The organism is Xanthobacter sp. 91 (genome assembly GCF_000702385.1).
Classification (GTDB): Bacteria; Pseudomonadota; Alphaproteobacteria; order Rhizobiales; family Xanthobacteraceae; genus Xanthobacter; species Xanthobacter aminoxidans.
This window is the reverse complement of record NZ_JNIB01000001.1, coordinates 2,420,540-2,436,240: the sequence shown is the minus strand read 5'-3', so window position 1 is coordinate 2,436,240 and position 15,701 is coordinate 2,420,540. Positions and strand designations below refer to the sequence as shown.

At 67.7% G+C, this 15,701-nt stretch carries 17 protein-coding genes; 11 read left to right on the top strand and 6 right to left on the bottom strand.

Annotated elements, in window-relative coordinates; all coding sequences use genetic code 11:
• Positions 1 to 281: 281 nt before the first annotated feature.
• The gene (locus tag A37E_RS25305; protein WP_024277091.1) at positions 282 to 596 is read right to left on the bottom strand and encodes an accessory factor UbiK family protein; all 315 of its coding nucleotides are present in this window, start codon (positions 594 to 596) and stop codon (positions 282 to 284) included.
• Between the two features lie 411 nt (positions 597 to 1,007).
• Here A37E_RS25305 and lgt point away from each other — a divergent pair, with 411 nt between their 5' ends.
• The 6 genes from lgt (at position 1,008) to A37E_RS0111440 (ending at position 6,239) form a co-directional block, all read left to right on the top strand.
• Positions 1,008 to 1,826 (top strand): prolipoprotein diacylglyceryl transferase, encoded by an 819-nt coding sequence (lgt, locus tag A37E_RS0111465; RefSeq protein WP_029556715.1) that lies wholly within the window; start codon positions 1,008 to 1,010, stop codon positions 1,824 to 1,826.
• Positions 1,823 to 2,941, top strand: a complete 1,119-nt coding sequence (locus A37E_RS0111460; RefSeq protein WP_029556714.1) for an SAM-dependent methyltransferase — start codon at positions 1,823 to 1,825, stop codon at positions 2,939 to 2,941. Before lgt ends, A37E_RS0111460 begins: the two co-directional genes overlap by 4 nt.
• Positions 2,938 to 3,705, top strand: a complete 768-nt coding sequence (pgeF, locus tag A37E_RS0111455; RefSeq protein WP_029556713.1) for a peptidoglycan editing factor PgeF — start codon at positions 2,938 to 2,940, stop codon at positions 3,703 to 3,705. The genes A37E_RS0111460 and pgeF overlap by 4 nt, the downstream gene beginning before the upstream one ends.
• Before the next feature lie 16 nt (positions 3,706 to 3,721).
• On the top strand, positions 3,722 to 4,273 hold the full coding sequence (locus tag A37E_RS0111450; protein WP_029556712.1) for an alpha/beta hydrolase: 552 nt from the start codon (positions 3,722 to 3,724) through the stop codon (positions 4,271 to 4,273).
• Between the two features lie 158 nt (positions 4,274 to 4,431).
• Positions 4,432 to 5,121, top strand: a complete 690-nt coding sequence (locus A37E_RS0111445; RefSeq protein WP_156026292.1) for a hypothetical protein — start codon at positions 4,432 to 4,434, stop codon at positions 5,119 to 5,121.
• Positions 5,122 to 5,285: 164 nt separating this feature from the next.
• Complete coding sequence (locus A37E_RS0111440; protein ID WP_024277085.1) at positions 5,286 to 6,239, top strand: ribose-phosphate pyrophosphokinase; 954 nt, start codon at positions 5,286 to 5,288, stop codon at positions 6,237 to 6,239.
• Between the two features lie 9 nt (positions 6,240 to 6,248).
• Here the strand turns inward: A37E_RS0111440 and A37E_RS0111435 are convergent, their stop codons facing one another.
• Both A37E_RS0111435 and A37E_RS0111430 read right to left on the bottom strand, forming a co-directional pair.
• Positions 6,249 to 7,031 (bottom strand): phosphatase PAP2 family protein, encoded by a 783-nt coding sequence (locus A37E_RS0111435; RefSeq protein ID WP_081837555.1) that lies wholly within the window; start codon positions 7,029 to 7,031, stop codon positions 6,249 to 6,251.
• 112 nt (positions 7,032 to 7,143) lie between these two features.
• The gene (locus A37E_RS0111430) at positions 7,144 to 8,037 is read right to left on the bottom strand and encodes a branched-chain amino acid aminotransferase (RefSeq protein WP_024277083.1); all 894 of its coding nucleotides are present in this window, start codon (positions 8,035 to 8,037) and stop codon (positions 7,144 to 7,146) included.
• 208 nt (positions 8,038 to 8,245) lie between these two features.
• Here A37E_RS0111430 and A37E_RS0111425 point away from each other — a divergent pair, with 208 nt between their 5' ends.
• From A37E_RS0111425 to A37E_RS0111410, 4 genes are all read left to right on the top strand, one after another.
• Positions 8,246 to 8,806: a MarR family transcriptional regulator gene (locus A37E_RS0111425; protein WP_029556709.1), complete on the top strand. Its 561-nt coding sequence runs from the start codon at positions 8,246 to 8,248 to the stop codon at positions 8,804 to 8,806.
• Between the two features lie 90 nt (positions 8,807 to 8,896).
• Positions 8,897 to 9,610: a response regulator gene (locus A37E_RS0111420; protein WP_029556708.1), complete on the top strand. Its 714-nt coding sequence runs from the start codon at positions 8,897 to 8,899 to the stop codon at positions 9,608 to 9,610.
• A 44-nt stretch (positions 9,611 to 9,654) separates the two neighbouring features.
• Positions 9,655 to 11,001, top strand: coding sequence for an ATP-binding protein (locus tag A37E_RS0111415; RefSeq protein WP_245279445.1), 1,347 nt, complete (start codon positions 9,655 to 9,657; stop codon positions 10,999 to 11,001).
• 67 nt (positions 11,002 to 11,068) lie between these two features.
• A complete protein-coding gene (locus A37E_RS0111410; RefSeq protein WP_029556706.1) occupies positions 11,069 to 11,935 on the top strand; it encodes a tRNA nucleotidyltransferase in 867 nt (288 codons plus the stop codon).
• A 3-nt stretch (positions 11,936 to 11,938) separates the two neighbouring features.
• Here the strand turns inward: A37E_RS0111410 and A37E_RS0111405 are convergent, their stop codons facing one another.
• On the bottom strand, positions 11,939 to 12,298 hold the full coding sequence (locus tag A37E_RS0111405) for a tRNA-binding protein (RefSeq protein WP_029556705.1): 360 nt from the start codon (positions 12,296 to 12,298) through the stop codon (positions 11,939 to 11,941).
• 142 nt (positions 12,299 to 12,440) lie between these two features.
• Between A37E_RS0111405 and A37E_RS0111400 the strand changes: the two genes are divergently transcribed.
• Positions 12,441 to 13,247, top strand: coding sequence for a hypothetical protein (locus A37E_RS0111400; RefSeq protein WP_029556704.1), 807 nt, complete (start codon positions 12,441 to 12,443; stop codon positions 13,245 to 13,247).
• 401 nt (positions 13,248 to 13,648) lie between these two features.
• On the opposite strand, the gene A37E_RS26865 is transcribed toward A37E_RS0111400, so the two are convergent.
• On the bottom strand, positions 13,649 to 14,278 hold the full coding sequence (locus A37E_RS26865; protein WP_156026291.1) for a GIY-YIG nuclease family protein: 630 nt from the start codon (positions 14,276 to 14,278) through the stop codon (positions 13,649 to 13,651).
• A gap of 82 nt (positions 14,279 to 14,360) precedes the next feature.
• Positions 14,361 to 15,674: a DEAD/DEAH box helicase gene (locus A37E_RS0111395; protein ID WP_081837553.1), complete on the bottom strand. Its 1,314-nt coding sequence runs from the start codon at positions 15,672 to 15,674 to the stop codon at positions 14,361 to 14,363.
• Between the last annotated feature and the right edge of the window lie 27 nt (positions 15,675 to 15,701).

Genomic DNA, 15,701 nt, shown 5'->3' with positions numbered 1-15,701 from the left:
GCCACGGGCAGACAGTAGCCAGGGCATGCGCAGGCGGCGTGCCGTTCGGAGGCTCGCCGTCAGGACATGTCCCGAAAGAGCGTGTCCTTCAAGAGAGCATCCTGGCGAGGCTGCGCCCCGTCGTATTCGAGCGCTACGACGAACCGGCTCCGAATCGCCACGAAAATCAGTATATCGCGGGTAAAGTTTTCCCCGCTACGACAGATTGTGTGTGCGCCACCCGTTCAGTGCCCTTTTGTCGCAGGGGCGGGATGTCGCCAAATATTCCGCTGCGGAAGGTGTCAGGCAGCTCCGCCGGGCACTTCGGTCTCCGGGCCGGTGGGGCCGGAAGCGGTGGGATGGGTGTGGATGCGCAGGTTCGCCTCCAGCACGGCGATGCGGGCGGAGAGGCGCTCATTCTCCATGCGGGCCTCGGCGACCATGTCCTTCACAGCCTCGAATTCCTCGCGCTTCACAAGGTCCATGTCGCGCAGGAAGCGCTCCATCTGCGACCGCATGACCGTCTCGGCCTCGCGGCGGACCCCCTGGGCCACGCCCGCGGCGTCGTTCACAAGACGCGCCATCTCGTCGAAAAGGCGGCCGGTGGTCTGGGTCATGGAAGCCTCCTGAGGCCAAGCAGCTGCGTGCCGTCACGGCGAAATCGATCCGGCAAGACCGGTGGGCCGAACATGGCGGCAGGGAGCGCAGGACGCAAGGGTGCAGCGCAACATTGCACGATTACCTCCCACGGTCGCTGCCGCCAGCCCTTCCCGACTTTAGCCGATCCAGAATGGCTCACCCCACGCGCCGTGCGGCTGGCGCTGGCGCGAAATGAGGAGCGCAGTCCTCGCCGTCGTGACGGCGCTTGAGAGTCCGCGCTTCCGCGACTTGCTCCTCAGGTTTCGTCCCGAGCCGTCACCTGACCCAAGGGAAAACATGACGCGGCCGTAGGCGCCCGCGCCGGCGGCTTGACGCGCTCCGGCCGGTCGCGGCACATGACGGCGCCGGTGCCGCCATACGGGGAAACGATGCCCACCCTCGCTTTGCCCTTCCCCGCCATCGATCCCGTGCTGATCCAGGTCGGCCCACTGGCCATCCGCTGGTATGCGCTCGCTTATATCGCCGGCCTCGTCATCGGCTGGCTGCTGGCGCGGCGGCTGGTCTCCCGCCCGGCTCTGTGGGGCGGCACCTCCCCGATGACCCCGCAGGATCTCGACGATGCCCTGTTCTGGGCGACGCTGGGTGTGATCCTCGGCGGCCGGCTGGGCTATGTGCTGTTCTACAATCCGGCCTTCTTCGCCCAGAACCCGGCGGACATCTTCGCAGTGTGGAAAGGAGGGATGTCGTTCCACGGCGGGCTGGCGGGCACGCTCCTCGCCCTCGTGCTGTTCGCCCGCTCCCGCGGCATCCCGGTCTTCTCGATGCTGGACGTTGCTGCCGTCGTGGCGCCCATCGGGTTGTTCTTCGGCCGCCTCGCCAATTTCATCAATGGAGAGCTGTGGGGCCGGCCGGCGGACGTGCCGTGGGCCATCGTCTTCCCCCACGGCGGGCCGCTGCCGCGCCATCCGAGCCAGCTCTACGAGGCGGGGCTCGAGGGCATCGTGCTCTTTCTCATCATGTTGCTGGTGGTGCGCAGCGGTGAGCTGAAGCGCCCCGGCGTCGCCGCTGGCATCTTCGGCATGGGCTACGGCATCGGCCGCATCATCGGCGAGTTCTTCCGCGAGCCGGACGTGCAGCTCGGCTATCTCGCCTTCGGCACCACCATGGGCATGTGGCTATCGGTGCCGCTGGTGCTGGCCGGGCTCGGGCTTCTCCTTTACGCGCTGAAGCGCAAGCCAGCGCCGTGACCACGCCGCTCGAAGAGGAAATCCGGCTGCTGATCGCCGCCGAGGGCCCCATGCCCGTCAGCCGCTACATGGCTCTCTGCCTCGGGCATCCCCGGCACGGCTATTACGTGACACGTGATCCCCTCGGCGCGCGGGGCGACTTCACCACCGCCCCCGAGATCAGCCAGATGTTCGGCGAGCTGATTGGCCTGTGGGCGGTGGCCGCCTGGCAGCAGATGGGCATGCCCGACCCGTTCCGGCTGGTGGAGCTCGGCCCCGGCCGCGGTACCCTCATGGCCGATGCCCTGCGCGCGGCGCGCCTCGTTCCGGCGTTCGGCGCAGCGGCGCGCATCCATCTGGTGGAGACGAGCCCGGTGCTGCGCAAGGCGCAGGCGCGTGCGCTCGCGGCGCATGAGGAGCGGACGGGCGAGCGGGTCTCATGGCACGCCAGGATCGAGGACGTGCCCGCCGGGCCGGCCATCGTGCTTGCCAACGAGTTCTTGGATGCCCTGCCGGTAGATCAGTATGTATGGACCGGCGCCGGCTGGCATGAGCGCAAGGTCGGCATCGGTGCCCAGGGACAACTCACCTTCGGCCTCGACACCGCCCCCTCCCGCATGGCGCCGGCCCTCGCCGCCCACCTGCCGCCGCCCGCGCCGGGCGCCGTGCTGGAAGTGATGGAGAGCGGCCCCGCGCGTGCGCTTGCCGGGCGCATCGCGGCCGAGGGGGGGATCGCCCTCGCCATCGATTACGGCCATGCCGGCGGCCATGGTGACACGTTGCAGGCGCTCAAGGCCCACCGCTTCGCCGATCCCCTTGCCGATCCCGGCGAGGCCGATCTCACCGCCCATGTGGATTTCGCCCGCCTGGCCCTGTTGGGGCGGGAGGCCGGCCTGAAGGCGTTCGGGCCGCTGGAGCAGGGCGATTTCCTTGCCCGCCTCGGCCTTGCCGCGCGTGCCGACCGGCTGATGCGCGATGCGGCTCCCAATGCAGCGGCCGCCGTCGCCGCCGCAGTGCGCCGCCTCGCCGGAACGGGGGATGGCGAGATGGGGCGGCTGTTCAAGGTGCTCGCGCTCGCCCATCCTCACCTTGGCACGCCGCCCGCGTTCGACCCGTCCGAGGAGTTCACGAGATGAAGATCGAGGCGCCCCTGCTCAGCGCCCTGCCCGGCATCCGCCATGCCTTCTTCACCCGGCGGGGCGGCGTCTCGCAGGGCATCTATCACAGCCTCAACGGCGGCACCGGTTCCAATGACGATCCCACTGCCGTGGCGGAGAACCGTTCCCGCATGGCCAAGGCACTGGGCGTTGCGCCCACGCATCTCCTCGCCTGCTGGCAGGTCCATTCCGCCGACGCGGTCGTGGCCACCGAGCCGTGGACCCGCGAGACCGCGCCCAAGGCCGATGCGGTCGTCACCGCAACGCCGGGCATCGCCGCCGCCATATCCATCGCCGACTGCGGGCCGATCCTGTTCGCCGATCCCGGCGCGCGGGTGGTGGCCGCCGCCCATTCCGGGTGGAAGGGGGCGGTGGGGGGCATCGTCGCCGAGACCATCGCTCGCATGGAAGAGCTGGGCGCGCGGCGGGCCGACATCCGCGCCGTCATCGGGCCGCTGATCCGCCAGCCGAGCTACGAGGTGGGCGAGGAGTTCGTCGGGCGTTTCCTCGCCGAGGACAAAGGCTTCGCCCGCTTCTTCGCCCCCGCCGACCGGGCGCATCATTCCCTGTTCGACCTGCCCGGCTTCATCCGTCTCAGGCTGGAGCAGGCGGGCGTGGGGCAGGTGGAGGACCTCGGCCTCGACACCTATACGGACGAAGAGCGTTTCTTCTCCTATCGCCGGACCACCCACCGCAAGGAGCCGGACTACGGCCGGCTGATGGCCGCCATCACCCTCGCATGACGTTGCGGAAATGCCGATGAAATCCTCCGATGCCGTCCTGCTCATCGTCCCCGGCTGGCAGGGCTCCGGCCCCGACCACTGGCAGAGCAGATGGGAGCGCAGCCTCTCCGCCGCCCGGCGGGTGATGCAGCCCGACTGGGACCGGCCTGACCCGAACGAATGGCCGCGCCGCCTCGCCGAGGCGGTAACGGCGGCGGACAAGCCGGTGGTGGTGATCGCTCATTCCCTCGGGGTGCCCACCCTCATCCATGCCGTGCCGCTGCTGCCGGCGGGCAAGGTGAGGGCGGCCTTCCTTGTTGCCCCGCCTGACCTCGATCGGGCGGACATCGACCCCGCCATCGCCGGCTTTGCCCCGGTGCCCACGGCGCCCCTGCCCTTCCCCTCCGTTCTGGTTGCGAGCCGGACTGATCCCTATTGCGACTACCGCCGCGCCGAAGGCTTCGCGCTCGACTGGGGCGCGGCCGTCGTCGATGCGGGCGACGCGGGGCATATCAATGCCGAGGCAGGCTATGGACCGTGGCCGGAGGGTTCGGTGCGCCTGCTCGGTCTCCTCCAGTCGCTGGGCTGAGACAGGACAAGGCTTAAGGAGCCATCAACCACATCACGCGGCCGGCGTTCCCCTAACGGGATTTCCTGCAGCCGTTAACCGCACCTTAACCGTTTTTCTGGACCCGCCCGCCATTTCCCGCTACCCCTTCGGCGACAAGCTCAACGCCGGGAACCGTCATGCGGGTATCAGAGGCAGTGGTTCAGGACGCAGCAGCCGAACACGTGGGCTTTTCCCGCGCCGCGCGCCGCGTCATCTCCCCACTTCGCCTTGCCGGGCTGGCCCTGTGCCTCGCCCTCGGCGCCTGCCAGACCGACGGCTCCGGCATGGCGAGTTCCGGCGGTGGCGGCGCGGTCGCCTTCGACAGCATCGACGGGCCGCCCCAGGCCACCTTCGAGAAGCTTGTGGGCCAGCTCAATTCCGAGGCGGAGACTCGGCGCGTGGCGGTTGCCTCCCGCTCCAGCGGTGCCGCCTACCGGGTCAAGGGCTACCTCGCCATGCACGTCCAGAAGGGCAGCGCCACGGTGGCCTATGCCTGGGACGTCTACGACCGTAACCAGAACCGCGTCGCCCGGCTCTCCGGCGAAGAGCCGGCCGGACGGGTGAAGGGCAAGGTTTCGGACGGCTGGGCCGCCTGCGACGACAAGGTGCTCGCCCGCATCGCCGACAAGTCCATGGCGAGCCTCGCCGAAACGCTCGGCGTCGGCGGCACGGCGCCCGCACCGGTTGCCACGGCCACCGCCGCCGCACCCGCGGCGCAGGACGAGAAGCCCGCGGCGGCCGAGCCCACGATCCGGCCCGACCCCGCCGGAGTGCCCGTGGCGGCCCTCGAAACGCCAGGCACAGCCCTCGGCTACGCCGCGAACTGACCGGACGACACGACATTCCGGCAACAGCCGCGACGGACGATGACGTGGTCCTGTCTTCTGCCGTGCCGTGGCTCTTTACAACATTGTGACGGGCCGCCTATCAGAGCCGGACAAGTCTCGTTTCCGACCCTTCGATCAGGCCCGGTGCCGGGCGGAGCGTCCCAATGTCAGCGGAGAACGGTCCCATGAAGCTCGTCGCGGGCAATTCCAACCGCGCGCTCGCTGAAGCCATTGCCGCTTATCTGGCGACGCCGCTCACCAAGGCGGTGGTGCGCCGCTTCGCCGACATGGAGATCTTCGTCGAGATCCAGGAGAACGTGCGCGGACAGGACGTGTTCGTGGTGCAATCCACCTCGTTCCCGACCAACGACCACCTGATGGAGCTGCTCATCATCATTGATGCGCTGCGCCGCGCCTCCGCCAAGCGCATTACGGCGGTGCTGCCCTATTTCGGCTACGCCCGCCAGGACCGCAAACCCGGCCCGCGCACGCCCATCTCCGCCAAGCTGGTCGCCAACCTCATCACCCACGCCGGTGCCGACCGCGTGATGACGTTGGACCTGCACGCTGGGCAGATCCAGGGCTTCTTCGATATCCCCACCGACAACCTTTATTCCGCGCCGGTGATGGTGCGGGACATCAAGGAGCGGTTCGACACCTCCAACGTCATGGTGGTGTCGCCGGACGTGGGCGGCGTGGTCCGCGCCCGCGCGCTCGCCAAGCGCATCGACGCCCAGCTCGCCATCGTCGACAAGCGCCGCGAGCGGCCGGGCGAGAGCGAGGTGATGAACGTCATCGGCAATGTGGAAGGCCGATCCTGCATCCTGGTCGACGACATCGTCGATTCGGGTGGAACGCTGGTGAATGCGGCGGATGCGCTGCTCGCCCGCGGCGCCAAGGAAGTCACCGCCTACATCACCCACGGCGTGCTTTCGGGCGGCGCGGTGGCGCGCGTCACCGCGTCCAAGCTCAAGGAACTGGTGATCACCGATTCCATCCTGCCCACCGAGGCCGTGCGGGTGGCGCGGAACATCCGCGTCGTCTCCATCGCCACCCTCATCGGCGAGGCCATCGCCCGCACCGCGCATGAGGAATCGGTCTCCAGCCTGTTCGACTGAGGCTTCGATTCAGTCCCGAGGAGAGGCGCCCGACCCGTTCGCCTCTCCCTCCACCTCGCCCTTGCGCTGCAGCCACAGCATGACGAGCCAGCAGGTGGAAGCCCAGGCGGCGCCGAGCGCCCAGCCGCCGACCACGTCGGTGGGCCAGTGTACGCCGAGATAGATGCGGCTGATCCCGACGATGACGGTGATGACCACCGCCCCGCCCAGAAGGAACAGCTTCACCCGCGTGCGCTTCTGCGTGCGGGCGAGCAGGGCCGCGAGGGTCAGGTAGACCACCGCCGCGAGCATGGCATGTCCCGACGGGAAGCTCTGGGAATAGACCGACATGCCATGGGGCACGAGGTCCGGCCGGGGCCGGTCGAAGCCCCACTTCAGGCCTTGCGACAGGATCGTGCCGCCTGCCACCGACACCGCCACGAGCAGTGCCGCATGGCGCTTGCGGGTGAGGATGAGGAAGAAGATGACCGCCAGCGTCAGCAGGGTGAGCACGCTGGTGCCGCCCAATGCGGTCAGGTCGCGCATCATCTCCTCCACCCAGGGCGGACCGAGGGGGTCGGACGGATCGGCGGGATTGCGCAGCGCGAGGAGAATGCCGCGGTCGAGGCTGCCGGGCGCGCCTTCCGTCACCTCGTCGGCCACGACGAGGAAGAGATAGAAAGCGAAGGCAATGAAGCCGACCACGGCCAGAGTCGCCCGCTCCATGGTGCTCACCGAGGCGAGCAGCGGGCCAATGACGGGCAGGGCTTCAAGACGCCGAAGGCCACGCTTCAGCAGGGAGGGAGAGGGCATATCGCTCACCCGGCAAGGTTTGGCCGGAGCCGGGGCGGGCGTCAACTCCCCCAAAGGAAAGGGCGACGCCGTTGCCAGCGCCGCCCCTTCCGCATGAAGAATGCGAGGTCGCTCAGGCGGCCTGCTGCTTCGGGCGCACCTCTGCGGAATAAGAATCCATCAGCTGATGCGTGATTCCCGAGGGGGTGAAGGTCCAATCCGCGATCGAACCAACCGGGGTCACCTCCGCCGCCGTGCCGGTGATGAAGCATTCCGAGAAATCGGCCAGCTCCTCCGGCTTGATGTGACGCTCGACCACCTCAATGCCGTGGCGGCGGGCGATATCGATCACGGTGCGGCGGGTAAGACCGTCCAGGAAGCAGTCCGGGGTGGGGGTGTGGATCACCCCGTCCTTGACGAAGAACACGTTGGCGCCAGTGCACTCGGCCACGTAGCCACGATAGTCCAGCATCAGCGCATCGGCGAAGCCCCGGCGCTCGGCCCGGTGCTTGGAGATGGTGCAGATCATGTAGAGGCCGGCGGCCTTGGCCCGGCAGGGGATGGTCGCCGGATCGGGACGGCGCCACTCGGACAGATCGAGGCGCAGGCCCTTGAGGCGCTGCTCGGGATCGAAATAGCTCGGCCACTCCCACACGCCGATGGCGAGGTGGATGGTGTTCTTCTGGGCGGCGACACCCATCATCTCGCTGCCGCGCCAAGCCACCGGGCGGATATAGGCGTCGACGAGGCCGTTCTTCTCGAGCGTCGCCTTCTTGGCGGCGTCGATCTCGCCAATGGTGTAGGGGATGGTAAAGTCGAGCATCTCGGCCGACAGGCGCAGCCGCTCGGAATGCTCGGCGCTCTTGAAGATCTCGCCGCCATAGGCGCGCTCACCCTCGAACACCGTGCTGCCGTAGTGCAGGCCATGCGAGAGCACGTGCAGCTTGGCATCGGCCCACGGCACGAAGACGCCGTCGTACCAGATCCAGCCGTCGCGTTGGTCGAAGGGGACACCCTGAGCGCTCATCTTCTCAACTCCTGTTCAGACCGCGTCGTGCGCGCGGCTTCCCCCCTGCGTCACCGCAGCTTTCCAGCGGTCCCGCATGGGGATATCTTTACGCCTGCTTGGAAAGCCGGCAAAGCCGCGAAACGATCGAACCGGCCGGGCGATGCCCGCGACCGATCATTTCGTGGAACACGCTCTTTGGGTAACGATCAAAACGAAAAAAGTCAACATGGCTGACATAAATTCCGCGCTCGCTTTGACGGACGCCCCCAAGACCGCCGCTGATGCCCCCCCTCCTGCTGCGGTTGAGGCCGCGCCGCTGGTGGATTTCGTCGAGCTGCTGTTCTTCGCCTATCGCGATTTCGTGGCCGATCCGGATGAGATCCTGGCGCCCATCGGCTTCGGGCGCGCGCACCATCGCGTGGTCCATTTCGTCAACCGGCATCCGGGGATGCGCGTCACCGACCTGCTCGACATCCTGCGCATCACCAAGCAGAGCCTCGGCCGGGTACTGCGGGAACTGGTGGATGAGGGCTTCGTCGAGAGCCGGGCCGGCGCCTCGGACCGGCGCCAGCGCCTGCTGTTTCCGACCGCGAAGGGCGAGACTCTCGCGCGCCAGTTCGTGGCGCTGCAGAGCCGGCGCATCGAGACCGCGCTGGAGGCCAGCGGACCGGAGAGCCGGGACACGGTGCGGCGCTTTCTTCTCGCCATGATCGACCCGGAGGATCGCGTGCCCGTGGAGCGACTGATCGAGCGGGCAGACCGCGCGGCCCGGGCGCGGCGCGGGTGAGCGCACCCCGCACCGATCCAGCCACTGCCGCGCGTCCACCAGAAAACGAGACCCAGATGACCCTTCGCGCTTTCCGGGAGGCCCCGCGCCATGGCTGAGGCCGCGCCCGCATCCGTCGCCCTCGCCGACGACGCCCCCCATCTGCTCGTGGTGGATGACGACAACCGCATCCGCACGCTCTTGTCGCGCTTCCTCACCGAAAACGGCTATCGCGTCAGCACTGCGGCCTCCGCCGCCGAGGCGCGGGCGCGGCTGGAGGGACTGGCCTTCGACCTTCTGGTCCTCGACGTGATGATGCCCGGCGAGAGCGGGCTCGACCTCGCCCGCGACATCAGGCGCGGCTCGGCCGTTCCCATCCTCATGCTCACTGCCCGTTCGGAAACTGCCGATCGCATCACCGGCCTTGAGGCCGGCGTGGACGACTATCTCGCCAAGCCATTCGAGCCCCGCGAACTGCTGCTGCGCATCGGCTCCATCCTCAAGCGCGCGCTTCCGCCGCCGCAGAAGGCCATCGAGAGTGTGCGCTTCGGCGAGTTCGCCTTCCATCTGGAGCGCGGCGAACTGACCCGCAACGGCGAGATCGTGCGCATCACCGAGCGCGAGCGCGACATGCTGCGGGCGCTGGCCGAGGCACCCGGCGATACCGTGCAGCGCCTCGCCCTGGCGGGCGGCGGGGCGGCGAGCGAGCGTGCCGTGGACGTGCAGGTGAACCGCCTGCGCCGGAAGCTCGAGCGTGATCCCGCCAATCCCGTCTATCTCCAGACCGTGCGCGGCATCGGCTATCGGCTGGTGGTGACGCCTTGAGCGTGGCGGAAAGCCCTTCGGGTGTCCGGCACTGGGCGAGGCTGGTGCTCGTCTGGCTGAGAGACACCACCAACGGCTTCGCCGCCTGGTTCAACCGGGTGACGCCGAAGGGGCTCTATCCGCGCTCTCTGCTCATCATCGTCACGCCGATGGTGATCCTGCAATCGGTACTGGCCTTCGTCTTCATGGAGCGCCACTACAATGTGGTGACGCGCCGCCTCTCCGCCGCCGTCAGCCAGGACATCTCCGCCGTCGTCTCGCTCTACGATCTCCTGCCGAAGACCAACGACCACATCGCCCTGCGCACCTTCGCCTCGCGCAATCTCTCGCTCAACGTGGCGGTGCTGCCGCCCACCGATTTGCCGCCGCCAGGGCCGAAGCCCTTCTTTTCGGTGCTGGACGCCGCGCTCTCCCGCGAGATCGGCCTCAGGCTGAAGCAGCCCTTCTGGCTCGACACCGTGGGCCGCTCTATGCTTATCGAAGTGCGGGTGAAGATGGATGACGCGGTGCTGCGCATCTTCGCCCCGCGCAACGCCGCCTATGCCTCCAACTCGCACATCTTCCTCTTGTGGATGGTGGGCACCTCGCTGGTGCTGCTGGCCGTCGCCATCCTGTTCCTGCGCAACCAGATCCGCCCCATCGAGAACCTCGCCGATGCTGCCGAGGCCTTCGGCAAGGGCCGCGACGTGGAGAATTTCCGTCCCCGCGGCGCCCGCGAGGTGCGGCGGGCCGCCATCGCGTTCCTGGAGATGAAGCGGCGCATCGAACGGCAGATCGAGCAGCGCACCACCATGCTCGCGGGCGTCTCCCACGACATGCGCACCATCCTCACCCGCTTCAAGCTGGAGCTCGCCTTCCTGCCGGAGGGCGAAAGCGAGGCGCTGAAGAAGGACGTGGACGAGCTTCAGGGCATGCTGGAAGCCTACCTCGCCTTCGCCCGCGGCGACCCAGGCGAGCAGGCGGCCCTTACCGACATGGGCGAGCTGATCGAGGACCTGCGGCTCAATGCCGAGCGCGACGGCGCCGCCGCCACGGCGAGCTTCATGGGCCCGCCGCTGGTGGAGGTGAAGGCCGACCAGCTCAAGCGCTGCATCGGCAACCTCGTGAACAATGCGGTGCGCCACGCCCGCCGCATCGCCATCTCCGGGACGCGGGATGCGCGCTACCTGATCGTGACCGTGGATGACGACGGCCCCGGCATTCCCGAGGAGAAGCGCGAGGAGGTGTTCCGCCCCTTCCTGCGCCTCGATGATGCGCGCAACCAGGATGCCGGCGGCTCCGGCCTCGGCCTCTCCATCGCCCGTGACATTGCCCGCGCCCACGGCGGCGACATCCAGCTCTCCGACAGCCCCATGGGCGGCCTCAGGGCCACGGTCCGCATCCCGGTCTAGCTCATTCTTTATGCATGCCCGAAGCTTGGGCTTGCCCCTCTTCGGCGGCTGATGGTCCACTGGAGGGATGGACCAGCTGCCCCCGCCCCCTCCCTTCCAGCCCTCGGATTTCGCCCAGACCCATCCGGGCCTCGCCCTGCTGCGCCTCGCCGCGCTGCTGGCCGAGGGGAGCGAAGCGGACGAGGAGACGCTCGACATGATGTTCGAGCAGATGGAGGTCGGAGCGCTCGACGGTCTCGCTCCCGGCGACATCTGGGCGGAATTTTCCCGAGGGCTGATGGGCGCGCGGCCGGGGGCCATGGTGAAGGCGCTGCGCGAATGCGGGGTGCTGGAACAGCTCTTCCCCGAAATCTCCGCGGTCTTCGGCATCCCGCAGATCACCGACACCGCGGACGAGATCGACCTCGGGGAACTCCTCGTCGCCGCGCTCGACGAGGCGGGGCGAAGAGCGGCGCCTCTGGAGGTGCGGGTCGCGCTGTTGCTCATGCACGCCGGGAAATCGGATTCCCCGCGCGAGCATCTGCCCGTCCACTATCGCCACATCGAGCGCGCCATCCCGCGCATCGCGGCCGCGTGCGACCGCTATGACGTGCCCGAGCGCTGCCGCGACCTCGCACTCCTGTCCCTCCACGAATGCGAGCGGGTGCAACGCGCCTCGCCGGTGCGCGCCGGGCCGCTGGCCGCCATGCTGGAGCGCACCGGCGCCTTTCGCGATCCCGAGCTGTTCGAGGCGCTGCTGCTGGTCGCCACCTGCGATTATTTCGGCCATGGCGACCGCATGGGCGAGACCCACCCCAAGGTGGAGCTGCTGCGGGCCGCCCGCGACGCCTGCACCGGCCTGGACGAAAGCGGGCGCGACGCCGACGACATCGCGCTCGCCCGCGCGCAAGCCATTGCCACGGCGTTCAAATCCGAGCGGTGGGAAGAGGCGTGAGGCTCAGAACAGGCGGCCGCCGTCCGGCACCTTGAGGCTCGGCGAGATCAGCACCACCGCGCCGTTCTCGTCGGGAAAGCCGAGGGTCAGCACTTGGGACATGAAGGGGCCGATCTGGCGGGGCGGGAAATTCACCACCGCCGCCACCTGCCGGCCCACCAGCTCCTCCGGAGTGTAATGCACTGTAATCTGGGCGGAAGACCGCTTCACACCGATCTCCGGACCGAAATCGATGGTCAGCTTGAAGGCGGGTTTCCGTGCCTGGGGGAAGGGTTCGGCGGCCACGATGGTGCCGACGCGGATATCCACCTTCAGGAAGTCGTCGAAGGTGATGAGGGGGGCGGAAGGGCTTTCGTCGGACATGGCGGCCTGCTGCTGCGATACCTCCTTATAGGCCATGGGCGACGGCCTCCGCGAGCCCCGAAAACGCGGCATCAGCTTGACAGTAGAGGGGGCGCAAAATAGGAACCAAATGTTAACCATACCCGGGCGGGGGATCGGACAAGTGACTTTCAGGACACGCCTTTTTGCCGGCTTCATCGCACTCGCGACCCTCGGCCCCGCCCTGCCTGCGACGGCGCAGGAGCAGGCCTATGACCGGGTTGGCCGCTGGTCCATCTCCGTCGTCTACGACGGTAACCGGTTCGGCTATTGTGCCGCCGACGTGGATAACGGCAAGGTCCAGTTCCGCATCGGGACGGACGGAAAGTCTTGGCAGATCGGCGTGCCTTACTATGGCAACGTCTCCGGACCGATGGATGTCTATTACGGCTTCGGCGGCGCGGCCGAGATGGGCACCTTCCATGCGGAGGGGGACGGCTGGGCCTCCATGATGATCAACGACGATCAGCTCAACGCTTTCAGAACATTGCCGGAATTCTCGGTGAACCTGGACCGGGGCGAGCAGACCTTCAAGCTCGCCGGGGCCGCGCAGGCCATCGACAAGGCCCGTGAGTGCGCGCGCAACAAGGGTCAGAAGGCCGCCCCGCCCCCGCCAGCTCCGCAGCAGAACGTGACCAACGGCAAGAATTGCCCGCCCTTCGGCACCGTCCGTTCGCAGAACAGCAACGCGCCGGTCAAGGTGATGTTCGTGAATCTCTCGAAGGTTCCGCTGAACATCATGTGGATCGACTTCAACGGCGAGTGGAAGAAATACCACACGCTGGCGCCCAATTCCAACGTCACCCAGCCCACCTACGGCACCCACCCCTGGATCGCCGTGGACTCCCGCGGCACCTGCCACGGCGGCGTCATGTACGGCAACCCCGCCTCCCGCACGGAGGGGGATAACATGTTCCAGATCTGGGACTGAGGGGAGGCCGACGCGACGGACCCGGCATGGCCTGACAGGCCCGTGCCGGGGGTGTTTCGCCGGGTTGCCGGTGGGGGTATCGGTGGGGTTCGGGTGGCGGTTCGGCTGGGAGTCAGCGGAATCGACGCCGGAACCTCTCATTGAGTGCAATAGTACCTCTTGATTTTTGGACCTCCCCCTTAAGGGGCCGGGACACGACAGAGCGCAGTTTGACGCCTTTCCGGCGGACCTCCGCCCTTCCCTCCGCCGTCATGCCCGGCCTCGTGCCGGGCATCCACGTCGGGCCGACCGCGCACCCTTGCGAGCATCGTCCCCAGCCCAACCACGTGGATGGCCGGGACAAGCCCGGCCATGACGGTGGGAAGAGCAGCGCACTCAGCCAACGATGACCGCTGCCCGATTTAAATCGATGATTCAACGCCCATCTTGTTCCAAGGAGGCTGGATAAGCTCGATAAGCCCCGCCTCGAGGCCAGCGGCAGCGTTTACAGGCAACCCGTTCCACTCGAGTGCAGGAGGTGTAGCGCCATAAATTTCGACAACAATACCGGCCCGGACCTGCTCAGCAATTATCAAATTGATCCGATGGCTGGTTCGTTGCCGATGATAGCCACGTTGATAATTATACATTCTCTGACGAAAACCCCGCCTACTAACGCCAACATACATAATTCTATCTTCGATAACGAACGCATATACACCTGGATGCTTTGAAACCGGCTCAGATAAACCAATTCCATCTTCTCTTGCGATCCACTTCCCCAAGCGAACGAAACCAGCATCGACAAGAAAATCGATGGCAACGCTTTCTCTTATGGCTGGCGTAGCCTCCTCCGGGGGAAGCACGACAATTCCGCGCTTTCGACCATCCTCTATGCCCGCATCGACAGCGACCTTGCGAACATGTTGGTACCGAATATCGAGAAACTTAGCGATATCAGTACGAAGGTAGCCTTCTCGCAGAAGGGACCTTATCTTGTCACTGATCGTCGATAGTCCAGCGACGACATCTTGCATAGGACGCTTGGCCAACACACCTCTCCAAGTCGCTTTTGCAACAACGGTGCGCAGATCGTCCTTTTAAGATCAATAGATGTGACTTGCGCGCTCACCCTCACCCCTCAAACCGCTCCACAAACTCCGCCACCCGCCGGTCCACCCGCACATCCCGCCCGGTGATGGCCCGCACCAGCGAGAGCCCCTCCAGCGTCCGCGCGCGGGAGAGCGCCACGTAGGCCTGTCCGGGCGCGAAGGCGCCGTCGGCGAAGTCGATGCGGACGTCGGTGAGGGTGAGGCCCTGCGCTTTGTGCATGGTGAGGGCCCAGGCGGGGGCGAGGGGGAGCTGGGTGTAGGTGCCCACCACCTGCGCTTCCAGCCGGCCGCCGGGCTCGTCCCAGCCGTAGCGGATGCGTTCCCAGGTGAAGGCCTCGATCTCCACGCTGGGGCCGGCATCGAGCTTCACCAGCGCCGAATGGGGGCCCAGGCCCGTCACCGTGCCCACCGAGCCGTTGACCCAGCGCCGGGCGGGATCGTTGCGCAGGGCCATGACGCGGGCGCCGCGCTTCAGCACCAGCTTTTCCGCCACCGGCAGGCGGTCGCCCTCCAGCCCGAACTCGCCCTTGAGCAGCCCGCCGAATTCGCGCCCCTCGTCCGGCAAGGCGGCGAGGCCGCGGGCGTTGTAGGCGTCGGCGCGGGCGTTGGTGGGGGTGAGGAGAACGGGCTGCGCGCCGTCGCGGTGGGGGCGCACGCAGGCTTCGTTCAGCGCCTCCGCCGCCTCGCGGGCGCCACGGCCCCGGCGCAAGGCGTCGAGCATGGCGATGAAGGCGCGGTCGGTCTGGCGGTGGACGAAGGTGAAGGGCACGCCCGTCACCTCCCGCCCGTCCAGCGCCTTGGCATGGAAGGCGAACGGCCCCTCGTAGCCCATGCGGCCGAGCATCTCCTGCTCGGCATAGGGCACCACGGGGGGAAGCTGGAGGAAATCGCCCACCAGCACCATCTGCACGCCGCCGAAAGGCTCGGAATTGTCACGGGCGATGCGCAGCGAGATGTCCACCGCGTCGAGCAGGTCCGCCCGCACCATGGAGATCTCGTCGATCACCACCCGGTCGAGCTTCTTCAAGAGGCGCCGCACCTGCGCGCGGGGCTTCACCTCGTCCGGGTTCTGGAGGCGGGGCGGAATGCCGAAGAAGGAATGGATGGTCTGCCCGCCCGCCTGCAGCGCCGCGACGCCGGTGGGCGCGAGCACCACCTGCCGGCCCCTCGGGGCCTTGCGCAACTCGTGCAGGAAGGTGGTCTTGCCCGTGCCCGCCCCGCCCAGCACCATGATGAGCGGGGCCTTCGCCTCGATGGCGGCGAGCGCCCGCCCGGCGGCATCCGCGCCGGGGGCGGAAAGGCCGGCGTCCGCCTGGGGGACGGGCAGATCGCTCACGGGGTGGGGTCGCTCACGAGATGAGGC